Annotated in this window: 11 protein-coding genes; 10 read left to right on the plus strand and 1 reads right to left on the minus strand. The window is 28.7% G+C overall.

Going from position 1 to position 16,354, the window contains the following annotated elements; genetic code table 11:
• Positions 1–92: 92 nt before the first annotated feature.
• Entirely contained in the window at positions 93–2,756 is a 2,664-nt protein-coding gene (locus ACQRD5_RS12345; protein WP_427746873.1) for a cation-translocating P-type ATPase, read from the minus strand.
• Between the two features lie 508 nt (positions 2,757–3,264).
• On the opposite strand from ACQRD5_RS12345, the gene ACQRD5_RS12350 reads away from it, so the two are divergent.
• From ACQRD5_RS12350 to ACQRD5_RS12395, 10 genes are all read left to right on the plus strand, one after another.
• Positions 3,265–4,332, plus strand: a complete 1,068-nt coding sequence (locus tag ACQRD5_RS12350; protein ID WP_294167715.1) for a mannose-1-phosphate guanylyltransferase — start codon at positions 3,265–3,267, stop codon at positions 4,330–4,332.
• 177 nt (positions 4,333–4,509) lie between these two features.
• Complete coding sequence (locus ACQRD5_RS12355) at positions 4,510–6,255, plus strand: RNA-binding domain-containing protein (protein ID WP_294167713.1); 1,746 nt, start codon at positions 4,510–4,512, stop codon at positions 6,253–6,255.
• Between the two features lie 189 nt (positions 6,256–6,444).
• Entirely contained in the window at positions 6,445–7,962 is a 1,518-nt protein-coding gene (locus tag ACQRD5_RS12360) for a type I restriction-modification system subunit M (protein WP_427746875.1), read from the plus strand.
• 12 nt (positions 7,963–7,974) lie between these two features.
• Entirely contained in the window at positions 7,975–9,228 is a 1,254-nt protein-coding gene (locus ACQRD5_RS12365) for a restriction endonuclease subunit S (RefSeq protein WP_427746877.1), read from the plus strand.
• 38 nt (positions 9,229–9,266) lie between these two features.
• Complete coding sequence (locus ACQRD5_RS12370) at positions 9,267–10,694, plus strand: SIR2 family protein (RefSeq protein WP_427746879.1); 1,428 nt, start codon at positions 9,267–9,269, stop codon at positions 10,692–10,694.
• Between the two features lie 23 nt (positions 10,695–10,717).
• Entirely contained in the window at positions 10,718–11,404 is a 687-nt protein-coding gene (locus tag ACQRD5_RS12375; RefSeq protein ID WP_427746880.1) for a TIR domain-containing protein, read from the plus strand.
• Between the two features lie 149 nt (positions 11,405–11,553).
• A complete protein-coding gene (locus ACQRD5_RS12380; RefSeq protein WP_427746882.1) occupies positions 11,554–14,748 on the plus strand; it encodes a type I restriction endonuclease subunit R in 3,195 nt (1,064 codons plus the stop codon).
• 43 nt (positions 14,749–14,791) lie between these two features.
• A complete protein-coding gene (locus ACQRD5_RS12385) occupies positions 14,792–15,253 on the plus strand; it encodes a hypothetical protein (RefSeq protein ID WP_427746883.1) in 462 nt (153 codons plus the stop codon).
• Positions 15,243–15,959 carry a M48 family metallopeptidase gene (locus ACQRD5_RS12390; RefSeq protein WP_291626399.1) on the plus strand — a complete coding sequence of 239 codons (717 nt, stop codon included), beginning with the start codon at positions 15,243–15,245 and terminating at the stop codon, positions 15,957–15,959. Before ACQRD5_RS12385 ends, ACQRD5_RS12390 begins: the two co-directional genes overlap by 11 nt.
• 94 nt (positions 15,960–16,053) lie before the next feature.
• Complete coding sequence (locus ACQRD5_RS12395) at positions 16,054–16,344, plus strand: hypothetical protein (protein ID WP_291626397.1); 291 nt, start codon at positions 16,054–16,056, stop codon at positions 16,342–16,344.
• Positions 16,345–16,354: the final 10 nt, after the last annotated feature.

The following is a 16,354-nucleotide window of genomic DNA, read 5'->3' on the forward strand; positions in this document are numbered from 1 at the left end:
AAGGGAATATTTTATATATTCACTAAAAATAAAAAAAGAAGTTCAGCCCCAGCTGAACTTCTCCATAACTCATAACTATTCACTCTTACCTATTAAGCTACTTTGCTAATATCATTATTTTCATTATTAACATAAGTTTCAGATTCTTTTTTGCTATTAACTATATCTCTTATAACCTTAACTATTTGAATTATTAAAGTTGGAATAAATGCAAATAAGTAAATATATCCTACTTGTGAACTAGTTAATGTAGCAACTTCAAATAATCTTCTTAAGAATGGTACAAATAAAACTAAGTTTAATAATACTAATCCTGTTGCAAAAGCCATCCAACTAAATTTATTTGTAAATAATCCTATAGAGAATATAGATTTATCTCCTCTACAATTAAAGCCGTGGAATAATCTTGCTAAGCAAAGTGTTGTAAATGCCATTGTAGAAGCAACATTGTTATTAGTTTTTAAACCTATATAGAAGGCTGCTAAAGTAAATATTGTAATAACTATACCTTCAAGTAATATTTCATATATAAAGTCTTTAGATAAAATAGAAGAGTTTCTAGCTCTTGGTTTATCTTTTAATAAATCCTTTTTAGATTTTTCCATACCTATTGCTATAGCAGGTAAACTATCTGTTAATAAGTTAATAAATAGTAAATGTACTGCATGGAATGGCATTGGTAAAGCCATTATTGAGGCATATAATACTGATAATATACCAGAAGTATTACCAGATAATAAGAACTTAATAGAGTTTTTAATATTCTTATAGATATTTCTTCCGTTAGCTACTGATTTAACTATAGTAGCAAAGTTATCATCTGTTAATATAACAGATGCAGCATCCTTTGATACCTCTGTTCCTGTAATACCCATTGCAATACCTATGTCAGCTTGCTTAAGTGCAGGAGCATCATTAACACCATCACCAGTCATTGCAACAATTTCATCTTTTTCTTGGAAGGCTCTAACTATTCTTATTTTATGTTCAGGAGAAACTCTTGCATAAACTGCAATATGCTCAACATTTTCTTTTAATTCTTCATCAGACATCTTATCAAGTTCTACACCTTCAATAGCTCTATCGCCATCTCTTAAGATACCAATTTGTTTTGCTATAGCGGATGCAGTGATCTTGTGGTCTCCAGTTATCATAACAGGTTTAATTCCAGCTGTTATACAATCTCTAACTGCTGCAGCAGACTCTTCTCTTGGTGGATCTATCATAGAGATAAGACCTATAAATGTATAATTATTTTCATCTTCTAAAGATAATTGTTCAGGAGTTGTAAATTCTTTGTAAGCAAAGGCTAGAACTCTTAAACCACTTTGAGATAATTGTTTATTAGCATTTATTATATTTTGCTTATCTTCATAAGTTATATCTCTTACACCAGAAGAAGTTTTTATTTTAACTATTCTATCTAGTAATACATCAAAAGCACCCTTTGTAAACATTAAATTCTTATTATCAAATTTATGAAGAGTACTCATAAGCTTTCTATCAGAATCAAAAGGTATTTCACCTAGTCTTTTATAAGATTTTCTTACTTCTAATTCATCTAAAGATAATTTGTGTCCTAAATTAACAAGTGCAACTTCCGTTGGATCACCAATTTCAACACCATTTTTGGATGTAGAATCATTACATAAAATTGAACTACTTACTAAATAATTAGCTAATTCATCATTAAGATCTAAATCTTCTCCATCTATTAATTTGTTATCAAGGAATACCTTTTTAACTGTCATTTTATTTTGTGTTAAAGTACCTGTTTTATCTGAACATATTACAGATACAGAACCCAAACCTTCAACAGCTCTAAGCTTTTTAACTATGGCATGTTCTTTAGCCATCTTTTGAGTTCCAAGAGCTAGTACAATTGTTACTATTGAACTTAAGGCTTCTGGAATAGCAGCAACAGCTAATGCAACAGCAAACATAAGAGAATCTAAAATAGTAGTTCCTCTGTAAAGGCTAAGAGCAAATACTACAACGCAAACAACCATTATACCAAAAGCAAGTTTTTTACTAAAATCATCTAAACTAACTTGAAGTGGTGTTTCTTTTTCTTGAGTTTCTTCCATTAAGTGAGCAATTTTACCTATTTCAGTATTCATTCCTGTAGCAGTAATTACTACTAAAGCTCTACCATAAGTAACTAGTGAGCCGGAAAATACCATATTTTTTTGATCACCAAGAGCAATGTCTTCTTTTTCTATAACATCAACAAATTTATCTACACTTTCAGATTCTCCTGTAAGAGAACTTTCATTTACTTGAAGTGAAAAGTTTTCAATTATTCTACCATCGGCAGAAATCATATCTCCAGCTTCTAGAATTAAAATATCTCCAGGTACCAATTCTTTAGAAGGTATTTCTATTTTTTTACCATTTCTATATACTTTAGCAGAAGGAGATGATAAAGCCTTTAAGCTATCTAGTGATTGTTCTGCTTTAAAATGCTGAATTGTTCCAAGAATTGAATTAAGGATAATTACTGCAAAAATAACAAGTGTACTTTCTAAGCTACCTGTAATTGCTGATATAATAGCAGCAGCAATCAATATTAAGACTAATAAATCCTTAAATTGACTAAGGAAAACTTGTAATACAGTTTGCCTCTTTTTTTCTGTTAATTGATTAAGTCCAAATTTTTCAGTATTAGAACTTACTTGCTTGTCCTCTAATCCACTTTTAGAAACATTAAATTCCTTTAATACTTCTTCATAGGACATTGAAAAATACTTTTTCATTAATAATTCCTCCAAACATTAGAATAAATTTTGTCAAATTCATTGGTCTACAGAATGAACTTTTTTAGATTTATCTGTGAATATACCAAAGCTATATAAAAAAGAGACTCTTAATACAATTTTCGTTTTGTGAAAAACTGTATTAAAAGTCTCGTAACCAATTTGGTATATAACACCAGGTCTAAAGACCGCGAATGTTGATGCTATATTTTCTACTACTCCCTCTTAATGGAATATTTAATTGATAATCCAATTTTATTATTAATTAAAAAAAATGTCAATATATAAATTTTATGAATTTTATAAATTTTATCATTAGTATAAGAATACTTTTTAATGTAATATGTTCCCTGAATTAAGTTACTTTAATTATAATTACAATGAATTTAATAGCTCAACTCTTTAAGGAGCCTATGAGATCCTCAGCCAAAGATAGACTTATAAATTTTCACAAAAAATTATACATAGCATAAGATATATCAAAGTATTTACGTGGAGTTGAAAATTATTGATATACGGGCTAATATTAGCAGGAGGAAAAGGGACCAGGCTTTATCCTTTATCTAGATCAGCAAGGCCTAAACAATTTTTAAAAGTTATTAATGATAAAAGCTTTCTACAAAATACAGTAGATAGAGTAGCACCATTAATAAACAAGGAAAATATTTATATTGTTACTAACAAAGATTATGAGGATAAGGTAAAAGTAGAATTAGATAATATTAATTCAAACAATATTTTCACAGAGCCAATGAATAAGGAAACTGCAACGTGTATAGGACTATCTGCTGTAAAACTATTAAAAAAAGATAATGATGCTATTATGGTTGTCTTACCTTCGGACCACCATATAGAAAATGAAAAATTGTATATTGAGACATTATCACAAGCTGTTGAAATAGCTAACAAGAAAAGAGGGATAGTAACTTTAGGTATTACCCCTTCAAGAGCAGAAACAGGCTATGGATATATTGAAATGGGACAAAGAGCCATAGCTGAAATACCTACTTTTAAAGTAGAAAGATTTACAGAAAAGCCTAACTTAGAAGTGGCTAAAGATTTCTTACTAAAGGGTAGCTATTTATGGAATTCTGGAATGTTTATATTTAGGGCAGATGTAATACTAAGAGAAATAGAAAAATATCTTCCTAAATTATATAAGTCATTAATGGAAATATATAAGCATTTAGGTGAAGAAAATGAAGAAGAAGTTATTGCTGAGCAATACTCATTGATAGATGGTATATCTATAGATTTTGGCGTAATGCAAAAAACAAGAAAAGCCTATGTTATAAAAAGTGATTTTATATGGGATGATATAGGAAGCTTTTCGGCTTTAAGTAGATATTTAGAAGAAGATAAAAATAATAAAAGAAGTAATAATGTATATCTTCAAGATAGTGAAAATTGTGCAGTTTTTGGAGAGAAAAACCTAATTATTGGTTTTGGTCTAAAAGATCTAATTGTAGTAGATGGTGGAGATGTTATTTTGATTATGGATAAGAATAAAGAACAAGAAATAAAGCATTTACTAAATGATATATGCAATGAACGAAGGTATGGAGAATTTATGTAAATAAAATCATTATAGATAATAATGGTTTGTAAAAATTAAGGCTATGATTTAAGTATTTACTTAAGTTATAGCCTTAATTTAATTTGCATATAAAGTTTAAAAAGAAGTAAGTTTTGGTATAATGAAGATAAGTGTGTTTATGGAGGTTCGAATATTTTATTTTTTTATGGATTATATATGCAAAAAAGAGGTGAAGATATGGAGTTTAATATTTATTCATTGGTAGAAAATGATGAAGTAGAGTGCAAAGAAGCTTTAGGAGGGTTACCTAAAGATTTATGGGAGACTTATTCAGCATTTGCAAATACAAATGGAGGAACATTGTTCTTGGGGATAAAAGAGAAATGTGGAAGGTTCTTCATTACTGGAGTTAATAACGAAGAAAATATAATTAAAGATTTATGGGACAACTTAAATAATCCTAAAAAAGTAAGTGCAAATATATTAAATAATAATTCTATAGAAGTACTTGATATAGAAGGTACTAAAGTTATAAAAATAGTTATACCTAAGGCTGATAGAAAATCTAGACCAGTATATATAGGGGAAAATCCATTTAATGAAAGCAAACATTTAGGTACATTTAGAAGAAACTACTCTGGTGATTATAAGTGTTCAAAAGAAGTAATAAAAAGAATGCTTGCAGATCAGCTAGATGAGTCACAAGATAGTTTAATATTAGAAGGTTTTGATATGAATGATTTAAGTAAAGACACTATAAATAGCTTTAGGAATAGATTACGAGCTATAAAACCAAATCATCCATGGATAGCCCTTGATGATAAGGCATTTTTATATAAACTAGGTGCTTATGATAAGGATAGAAAGAATGGTAAAGAAGGAATAACTGCAGCAGGACTTTTGATGTTTGGAGAAGATAGAGCTATAACAGATGAATTTCCTAAATATTTTTTAGATTATAGAGAAAAGTTATCAGAAGAAGTAAGATGGGATTACAGAGTTATATCATCAGATGGAACCTGGAGTGGGAATATATTTGACTTTTATTTTAAGATTATAAATAAAATAACTGATAATTTAAATGTACCATTTAGAACTGTTAATGGAATAAGACAAGAAGATACAAGAGTACATGAGGCTGTAAGAGAAGCAGTTGCAAATGCACTTATCCATGCAGATTATAGACTTTCAAGAGGAATAGTTATTGAAAAAGGAAAGACATATTTTAAATTTAGCAATCCAGGTAATTTAAGAATAACAAGAGAAGAAGCACTAAAGGGTGGAATAAGTGATCCAAGAAACGAAAACATATTTAAGATGTTTAATTTGTTAGGAATTGGAGAACGTGCAGGTTCAGGTCTTGAAAATATACAATTAGCATGGAAAGAACAAGAGTGGTTAGCACCAGATTTAGAAGAATTGTATGATCCAGATAGAATAGTGCTAACATTAAGAACAACTTCAATGTTACCAGAAAAAAGCATAGCTTTACTTAAATCAGTATTAAAGAATAAGTATAATGAATTAAGTAAAGAAGAGGTTATGGCATTAGTAGCAGCTGATCAAGAGGGATATGTTACTAATAATAGGCTTCAACAATTACTTGATACTCATTCAATAAATAGTAGTAAAATACTAGCATCTTTAATTGATAGAGGTTATTTAGAGTCTGATGGAGTAGGTAGGGGAACTAAATATTATTTAACTGATATATTCAAGAATGAGAATATTAAAATTAATAATGATCTTGAAGATAAGTGTGATGATTTAGATTTTGATGAAAAAAGAGTTTTAGAGTATATATTAAAAAATGAATATATAACTACTAAATTATGCACTGAAATATTAGGAGTTGGAAAGACGAAAAGCAAAAAAATATTTAATAGATTAATAGATTTAGGGAAAATAAAGAGAGTTGGAACAGGTTCAAAAATTAATTATGTAATATCGAATAATAAATAAAATGTATCGGTCGCGACCGGTCGCGACTGGCTGCGACTGATAAAATCTATAAAGAATATGTATAATAATAGTTTGCAAAAATTGTATTTTAGTATGATAAAATATATAAGGATATATATTTTAAGATTAATGAAGAAATTAATATATAAATATAGTTTAGATTAAGAAAAGAAGAAACGGAGTGTATTTATGGCTAAACTTACATTACAAGAATTAGAATCAACTCTTTGGCAATGTGCAGATATTTTAAGAGGAGAATTAACTGGTGCAGAATATAAAGATTATATATTCGGTATGCTATTTTTAAAAAGAATAAATGATGAATTTGATGAAGAAAGAGAAGCTAGAAAACAAGAATTTACAGAAGATGGTTTGGATGAAGACGAAATACAAGAACTTTTAGAAGATTCATCTATTTATGAAAGCTTCTTTGTTCCAGAACAAGCAAGATGGGCAAAACTTAAGGATTTAACATTAAATATAGGACCAGAATTAGATAAAGCTTTTAAAGCTATTGAAGATGAACCAAAGAATTCAGAGCTTATTGGAGTATTAAGTACAACTAACTACAATGATAAGGAAAAGGTACCAGATAAGAAGTTATCTCAACTTTTAATACTATTTAGTACAATAAATTTAGCAAATTCAAATTTAGAATCAGATGACATGCTTGGAGATGCTTATCAATATTTAATTAAACAATTTGCAGACCAAGGTGGTAAAAAAGGTGGAGAATTCTATACTCCAACAGAAGTAGTTAAGGTATTAGTTGAGATATTAAAACCAGAAGAAGGAGATAGAATCTATGACCCTACTTGTGGTTCAGGTGGTATGTTAATTCAAAGTATAGATTATGTTAAAAAACATGGAGGAAATTCAAAGAACTTAAGTCTTTTTGGTCAAGAAATAAACCTTTCTACATGGGCAATATGCAAAATGAATATGTTATTCCATGGAGCTAAAGGTGCAGATATACAAAAAGGTGATACTATAAGAGAACCTAAACATACAGAAGGTGGAGCTTTAAAGGTTTTTGATAAAGTACTTGCAAATCCACCATTTTCATTAAAAAACTGGGGAGTTGAAGAAGCTCAAAGTGATGCTTTCCACAGATTTAATTATGGTATTCCACCAAAATCTTATGGAGATTTAGCTTTTGTTGAGCATATGTTATCAAGTTTAAATATGAAAGGTAAGATGGCATCTGTAGTACCACATGGAGTATTATTTAGAGGCTCATCTGAAGGAAAAATTAGAGCTGGATTTATTAATGATGATTTAATAGAAGCAGTAATAGGAATACCACAAAATATATTCTACGGAACAGGAATTCCAGCAGCAATAATTGTTTTAAATAAAGCTAAACCAGAAGAAAGAAAAGAAAAAATTCTATTTATAGACGGAAGCAATGACTTTGTTAAAGATGGAAATAAAAATAAACTTAGAGATGAAGATATAGAAAAAATAGTAGCAGCTTTCGATGCTTTTGAAGATGTAGAAAAGTATGCAACTGTTGTGGATATTGAAACAATTAAAGAGAATGATTGCAATTTAAACATAAGTAGATATGTTGATACTACTGAAGAAGAAGAGCAAGTTAATATTCAAAAGGTATTAGGAGAAATTGCGGAACTTGAAAAGAAGGAAACGGAAACTAAGGAAAAGCTTAATGGCTATTTAAAAGAACTAGGTTTTGATGTACTGTAAGGTGGTGATTTAGTGAATAAAATTAGAGATGGATATAAGATGACAGAGCTTGGAGAAATACCAAGTGAGTGGAAAGTAAAGACTATAGATGATATTTGTTATTTAAATCCAGATACACTTAGTAATAAAACAAAAGAAAATTTGTTAATAGAGTATATAGATATTGAAAGTGTAACACCTAGAAAAATAAATGGAACTAAGATATTTGAATTTAAGGATGCTCCAAGCAGGGCAAGACGTGTTGTAAAGAAAAATGATATTATTATGTCTACTGTAAGACCATATCTAAAAGCATTTGCGAAGATAAATATAGATAGAGAGAATTTGGTTTGTTCTACTGGATTTGCAGTGTTAAGAGTTAAGGAAAATGTAAATCATGAGTTTGTATTTCAAACAATTTTAAGTGATTATTATATTCAGCAATTAAGCAATAAAATGGTAGGCTCAAATTATCCAGCAGTAAATACTAGTGATGTAAAGGAATCATTTATTATTTTACCACCAATAGAAGAACAAGAGAAAATAGCTTCAATCCTTTCAACTGTAGATGAGCAAATAGATAATGTTGATGGACTTATTGAAAAAAATAAAGAACTTAAAAAGGGATTAATGCAGCAACTTTTGACTAAAGGGATTGGGCATACGAAGTTTAAAAAGACTGAGGTTGGAGAGATTCCTGAACATTGGGAAGTGAAGAAACTGAAAGATTTAGGTAATAGTATAATTGGATTAACATACTCACCAGATGATTTGGTAGAAGCGGGTGAAGGAACATTAGTATTGAGGTCATCAAACATTAAAAATAGTAGAATAGTATTTGATGATAATAAATATGTAAAGACAAATATCCAAGATAAGTTAATAGTAAAAGAAGATGATATATTAATTTGCTCAAGGAATGGTAGCAAAGACTTAATAGGTAAATGTGCATTAATAGATAAAAAGACTGAGGGAAGTTCTTTCGGAGCATTTATGACAATATATAGGAGTGATTATAATAAATATTTATTTAACGTATTTACTTCTTATATGTTTAAGAGACAAATATATAATAATTTAGGTGCAACAATTAATCAGATTACAACTGATAATTTGAATAACTTTAAGGTTATTTTGCCACCAATAAATGAACAAGAAGAAATAGCATCAATATTATTAAAGGTTGATGAAAAAATAGATGAGTATGTAAATAAGAAAGAAAAGTTAGAAGAACTTAAAAAAGGATTAATGCAACAATTGTTAACTGGAAACATAAGAGTTTATTAAAAACATAAATTCTTATAACAAATAGGGAGGAAGAGGTTATGAGTGTCACCCAAAAAGCATTTATCACTAAATATGTAAAGGCTTTAAGAGAAGGAAATGCAGCAATATTTGCAGGAGCAGGACTTTCTGCAGGAGCAGGGTATGTTGATTGGAAAAACTTATTGAAGGATTTAGCAGAGGAGATAGAACTAGATATAAATAAAGAGGAGCATGACTTAGTCGGGGTTGCACAGTATTATTGTAATGAAAGGAATGGTAGAGGGGTAATAAATCAAATAATAATAGACGAATTTAAAACTAATGCTGAAATAACTGAAAACCATAGAATATTATCTAGATTACCTATACAAACATTTTGGACAACAAATTATGATACTTTGATAGAAGACTCCTTAAGAGAAGTTAATAAAATAGTAGATATTAAGATTGATGAAGCTAATTTAGCGATAACTTTACCCAATAGAGATGCTATAGTTTTTAAGATGCATGGTGATGTATCTCAAGTACAAAATGCAGTAATAACAAGAGATGATTATGAAAGATACTCTGAATCGCATTTACTATTTACTACAGCACTTAAAGGGGATTTAGTATCAAAAACATTTTTATTTGTTGGGTTTAGTTTTAATGACCCAAATTTGAATTATATATTAAGCAGAGTTAGGATTGGATTGGAGGGAAATCAAAGACCACATTATTGTATATTGAAAAAAGTATCAAGGGAAGAGTTTGATACTGAAGATGATTATATCCATGCTGAAGCAAAACAATTACTTCAAGTAAATGATTTAAAAAGATATTCAATAAATACTATATTTGTAGAAAATTATAGTGAAATTACAGAGATATTAAGAGAAATAGAATTAGAATTTAAGAAAATGAATGTATTTATTTCAGGGAGCGCAGTTGAGTATGGAAATTTTACGGAGAATGAAGCAGGAGAATTTTTACATGATTTAAGTTGTGAATTAGTAAAAAGTGGGTATAAAGTAATTTCTGCGTTTGGGATTGGTGTAGGAGATTATATTATCAACGGGGCTTTACAATATGAGCAAAATAGGAAAAATAATAATATTAATGATATTCTTTTTTTAAAACCATTCCCTCAAAAGGCGAGTGGAGGTTTTTCATTACCAATTTTGTGGGATAGGTATAGGAGAGATATGATATCTAATGCAGGAATAGCTATATTTGTTTTTGGAAATAAACGTAATGCTGATGATAAAATAATAAATGCTAGTGGATTACAAAATGAATTTAATATTGCAAAAGAAAGTGGTCTTAAAATAATACCAATTGCTATTACAGAATATCAAACAAGGATAATATATAATGAATTAATGAATAATTTTGAGCAATATTATCCAGGGAGAGAAGATATGAAGTTGTTATTTGAAGAATTATCAAAATTAGAAAATAAGGATAATTTATTAAAAATAATATTTAATATTATTTCAAAACTTTAATTAAGGTATATAAGGAGGCGAAAATGGGGAGAAAAATATTTATATCATACAAGTATGGGGATACTGATGTTAAGAATATAAGAAATGATTGGGAGGCTTGCAAAGTAAGAGATTATGTAACTAAAATAGAGGAAGAGTTAGGAGATAAGGAACATATCTATAAGGGAGAATCTGATGGTGAAGATTTATCTTATTTAAGTGAAGATGCAATTTGGGATAAATTAAAAGATAGAATTTATGACAGTAGTTTAACAATTATAATGATATCTAAAAATATGAAAGATTTATTTAAGTTAGAAAAGAATCAATGGATAGCTAGAGAGGTATCATATTCATTAAAAGCGATGAAAAGAAAAAATAAAAATGGAGATAGTGTAACTAGTAAGGAGAACGCATTGCTGGCTATAGTTATTCCAGATAGATATGATTCCTACGAGTATTTTTTAGAAGATAAAAAATGCTGTTCAACAGGATGTAGACTTAATAAGACAAATGAATTATTTCAAATTATTAGAGACAATATGTTTAATATAAAGAATCCTAATTCGACTACTTGTGATACTGGAAGTACAATATATTATGAAAATCCAAGCTATGTAACAGTGGTAAAGTGGTGTGATTTTATAGAGAATATGGATAAATATATAGACAAGTCATATGATATTCGTGAAAAAATAGGTGACTATAATATTTGTAAGGATATTAAATAATATTATATGCTAAATTTATTTCTTAAGTACAGAGATATTAATAAAAAGTCCATAGAGGAATCTATGGCTTTTTTATTTACAAAATAAGGTTAATATTTGTAAAATAGTATATAATTAAATTAAGATTAGTAGAGTTTAGGGGGATTTAAATGCCGTACTTAGGAAACGAAGAAACCTTAGTAGAATTACCAGCAATTGAATATTTAGAGAAGAAGTTAGATTACAATTTTATTCATGGAAAAGAATTAACTGCTGAAAGTGGAGCTAGAGATTCTTTAGCTGATGTTGTATTAGTAGATAGATTAAGAACATCATTAAAAAAGCTTAATCCTTGGATGAATGAAGGTAATTTAGATAGAGCTATAAGATATATTAGTAGAGCTGATAGTTTAGGAACAGGTTTATTAGAGATAAACGAAAAGATTTATGAAACTCTTGTAGATTTAAATTTTACAGTTGAACAAGATTTGCATGGTGATGGTCAAAAAAAGAATCATACTGTTCATTTTATAGATTGGGAAAATGCTGATAATAATGACTTTTTAGTAGTTCGTCAATTTGAAGTTCAAACTTTAAGTGGAAAGTCTATTTTCCCTGACATAGTTATTTTTATAAATGGTATTCCTGTAGTAGTTTTAGAAGCTAAATCCCCTTTCTTAGAAAAAGGAAACAATGAGAGTATTGGAAAAAAACAAGCCTTTGAGCAATTAAGAAGATATATGAATATTAGAGATGAATCCTTAGGGGAAGGAGCTCCAAGGTTATTTTATAGCAACTTCTTTACTGGAATTTTAAATAGATACAATGCTTATGTTGGAACAATAAGCTCAAAATATAATCATTATTTACAATGGAAGGATCCATATCCATTTAAGAAAGAAGAAATAGAAAATTATAAGGATTGTGGACAAAATATTTTTATTCAAGGATTTTTGGAAAAGAAAAATTTACTTGATTTAATGAGAAACTTTATTGTTTTTGAAGCTGATAATGGTACCGTCATTAAAAAAGTTTGTAGATATCAGCAATTTAGAGCAGTTAATAAAGCTATAGAGAGAATTGTTACTGGAAAAGATAAGCTTTCAAGAGGTGGAGTTGTTTGGCATACTCAAGGTTCAGGTAAATCATTAACTATGGTTTTCCTAGCTAGAAAAATCAAACGAACCAAGGGATTAATGGATTCTACTGTAGTTGTAGTTACAGATAGAATAGACCTTGATAAGCAGATATTTGGAACCTTTAATAGAACGTTATCCAAGATTACAACGACAGTTAGAGCAGATAATATTGAGTATATGAAAAGTTTATTATCTAACCCACAGCCACAAATAATAATGACAACTATTCAAAAATTCCAAAATGAAACTGAAGAGAAATCTGTAGTATTTGATGGTAAAAAAACTATTCAAAAATATGCTGTTGAATATCCTGTTTTAAGTACAAAACAAAATATTATTGTTTTGGCAGATGAGGCTCATAGGAGTCAGTACAAAGATACAGCTTCAAATATGAGAGTGGCATTGCCTAATGCTGTCTTTATTGGATTTACAGGAACTCCAATAGATAAAGAAGATAAGTCAACACCAAGAACTTTTGGTGGGTATATAGATAAATATTCTATTAAAGAAGCAGTTGATGATGGTGCTACAGTAAGGATTGTATATGAAGGGAGAAGACCAGATTTACAGATAGTTGGTGAATCCTTAGAAGATTTATTTGATGAAGCCTTCGCAGATAGAAGTAATGATGAAAAAGCAGCTATAAAGCAAAAATATGCTACTAAAAGAGCTATTGTAGAATCAGAAGAAAGAATAAATGATATAGTAGTAGATTTACTACATCATTACAAAGAGCAAATACTACCTAATGGATTTAAGGCTCAAATAGTATGCGTATCAAGAGAGGCTTGTGTTAAGTATTATAATGCTTTAAATAAGCATATGAAAAATATATTAGGGGAAGGCTTTGAAGCTAAGGTAATATTCTCAGGTAATAATAATGACCTACCACATTTAAAGAAGCACTTTATTACAAAATCAGAACAAGATGCAATAATAAATAGATTTAAGCAACCTATAGACAAAGGTAAATTAAGCTTTCTAATAGTTAAGGATATGTTATTAACAGGCTTTGATGCTCCTATTGAACAAGTTATGTATCTTGATAGACCACTTAAGGAACATACACTATTACAAGCAATAGCAAGAGTTAACAGAACCTATACTAAAGAAGTAGAAAGAACACTAGAGACTAGTATAGTAGTAAGAGAAAGTATAACAAAACAATGTGGATATGTAGTTGATTACTATGGAATATCAAATTACCTTGAAGAAGCACTAGCTATATTTGATAAAACTGACTTAGGTAAGCCTATGGATTCATTAGATGATTTATATAATGAGATGCTATCTTATAGAGAAGCTATAATGAGCATGTTTAGAGGTATAAACAAAAATAACTTAGATGAGCTAGTTAATAAAATTGAGCCAGAGGATAAAAGAGCAGAATTTGAGCTTATGTATAAAAAGTTTTCTGGAGCATTAGAAAGTTTATTACCTAGACATGTAGATACAGATATATTAAATGATTTAAAGTGGATTTCATATATTAGAGCAGCTGCGAAAGCTAAATTTAATCCAAGTGATTCAATAGATATTTCTGATTGTGGAGAAAAAGTTAGAGAAATAATAGAAAGTCATTTGAAGTCCTTAGGAGTTCAATCATGGATTAGACCAATAACTTTATTTGAAAATGATTTTAAAGCTAAGATTAGTACACTTAAGTCAGATGAAGCTAAAGCATCAGCCATGGAACATGCTATAAAGCATACTATAAATATTAAAATGAAGGAAAATCCAGCTTATTATGAGTCATTACTAGAAAGACTTCAGAAGATACTAGATGAAACTAAAATTAATTGGATTGAAAGAAAGAAAAGACTGGAAGAATTTATAAATAATGATGTGGAGCAAGGAGCAACAGATGAAGCTAGCAGTTTAGGACTTGATGAGAAAGAATTTGCTTTCTTTAAAGTAGTAAAAAAGTATCTAGATGAAGATAGTGATGGAGAAGTAGATTTTGTTGTTAATGAAGATGGAGAAGCTTATGTAAGTGATGAAACTATAGAATTATCCAAAGAAATAGCTAGAGATGTTAAGAATGTAGTTAAGGATAATTATATGATAGATTGGGTTACTAACCAAACTAAAACTAATGATATCCAAAGAGCAATAAAGCTTATGCTAATTAGAAAGTATTCTAAGAAATTACCTAAGAGTGTTAGAGAAAGAATTATGGAGCCATTGCTTAATTTGGCTAAGATACACTTTGATATATTATCATAATTACTAACATAAAAATTGTTTCGTGAAAGAAGGTTTCTATAATATGATATCAAAAGAAATTATAAAAATAAAATATAATATTTCTTTAAATCATTATCTAGCTAGTATTTTAAAAAAAGAAATTGAATTTTTAGATGGAACCAGAAAAAAATATTTAACAAGACTTAAAGATATAGTAATAACTAAGAAGTACACAAGTCATTGTTTTTGTTGTGATGAAGATATAGATTCAGAAGTTGATGAATTCTGTGTTGTATGTGGTTGGTTTAAATGTAGTTGGTTAGAAAGATGTGGGTGTGACTATACGCCACTTAGAGTTAATAAAAGATACAAGAATATTTTATTAAATAATAATGAAGCCAAAATACTAAAAGAAAAAATTGAAGAAATTAATGTGAATAGAAGCCTTTCTAATGAGCAATGCAATAAGATGAAAAATGACAATGATTTTTATAATAAAAAGCTAAATCAATTTGTTAAACTTGGAGTAAAAGATGAAATATAAAGTGCAATACGGAACTAAAGAATTAGAATTTAAAATTGAATTTAGAAATAGAGATACAATGAGTATTTCGGTAGAGCCACCTAATAATATTTTAGTTGTGGCTCCTACTGGAACTCCAGAAGAAAATATTAAAGAGATAGTAAAATCAAGGGGTAAATGGATAGTTCAGAAGCTTTTTGAGTTTAGGAATATAGAAGCTAAAAAAGTTAATAGAGAATTTGTAAATGGAGAGTCTTTTATGTACTTAGGAAGAAATTACTCTCTGCAAATACATATAGATAAAGCTTTACAGAATAACTCAAAAGTTAAACTTTTTAGAGGCAAGTTCCATGTTTATGTTAAAGAGAAAAATGAGGAGATTATCAAAGAAGCTATGGAAGCTTGGTATAGAGAAAAAACTGAAGAACAGGTCAGGAAAAGAATTAAATACTATAAGAAGTTTTTTGAAAAGAAACCAAGTGATATTAAGGTTAAGGAGCAGAAGAAAAGATGGGCTAGCTGTACATCAAAGAATGAACTTTTATTCAATTGGAGATGTGGAATGGCAAAGGCTACTGCTTTAGATTATATTGTGGTACATGAGATGTGCCATATGTATTATAAGAATCACTCACAGGAGTTTTGGGATTTAGTAGCTTCTGTCATGAGTGATTATGAAAGTAGAAAAGAATGGCTTAGGGATTATGGTATAAGAATGGATTTGTAATATATTTATTACAAAATATACAATGGCAGAAGATTAAATATTAAAATAAAAGATAATAATTTTAAATAGATAATTTATAAGGAGGTATATGGGAATGTATGAGTATGAACTTTATGAATTAATAGAAAAGGCAAATAAAGCAATGATAAAAAGAGGATTGTGGATAGGAGGTTTATTAATTTTATCTGTGGTGACATATGGAGCTACCCAATCAAATATTGCAGATGCTGCTGTTTATTATATGGCAGGATATAAAAATGTTACTTACGATGATTATTCAAAAATTACAATTGGGTGTATTATATACGCAATATATCATGCTTATAAGTTTTTAAGAATTTGGTTAGTTAGGATTAACACTAAAAAGTTGTTAAAAGACATTTAATATAAATAGA

The sequence above is a fragment of the Clostridium sp. SGI.024 genome (assembly GCF_050315195.1).
Lineage (GTDB): Bacteria > Bacillota > Clostridia > Clostridiales > Clostridiaceae > Clostridium.

Coding starts and splice junctions, on each gene's coding strand:
- ACQRD5_RS12345 (WP_427746873.1), bottom strand. CDS start 2,756: ATGAAAAAGTATTTTTCAATGTCCTATGAAGAAGTATTAAAGGAATTT.
- ACQRD5_RS12355 (WP_294167713.1), top strand. CDS start 4,510: ATGCAAAAAAGAGGTGAAGATATGGAGTTTAATATTTATTCATTGGTA.
- ACQRD5_RS12360 (WP_427746875.1), top strand. CDS start 6,445: ATGGCTAAACTTACATTACAAGAATTAGAATCAACTCTTTGGCAATGT.
- ACQRD5_RS12370 (WP_427746879.1), top strand. CDS start 9,267: ATGAGTGTCACCCAAAAAGCATTTATCACTAAATATGTAAAGGCTTTA.
- ACQRD5_RS12375 (WP_427746880.1), top strand. CDS start 10,718: ATGGGGAGAAAAATATTTATATCATACAAGTATGGGGATACTGATGTT.
- ACQRD5_RS12380 (WP_427746882.1), top strand. CDS start 11,554: ATGCCGTACTTAGGAAACGAAGAAACCTTAGTAGAATTACCAGCAATT.
- ACQRD5_RS12385 (WP_427746883.1), top strand. CDS start 14,792: ATGATATCAAAAGAAATTATAAAAATAAAATATAATATTTCTTTAAAT.
- ACQRD5_RS12390 (WP_291626399.1), top strand. CDS start 15,243: ATGAAATATAAAGTGCAATACGGAACTAAAGAATTAGAATTTAAAATT.
- ACQRD5_RS12395 (WP_291626397.1), top strand. CDS start 16,054: ATGTATGAGTATGAACTTTATGAATTAATAGAAAAGGCAAATAAAGCA.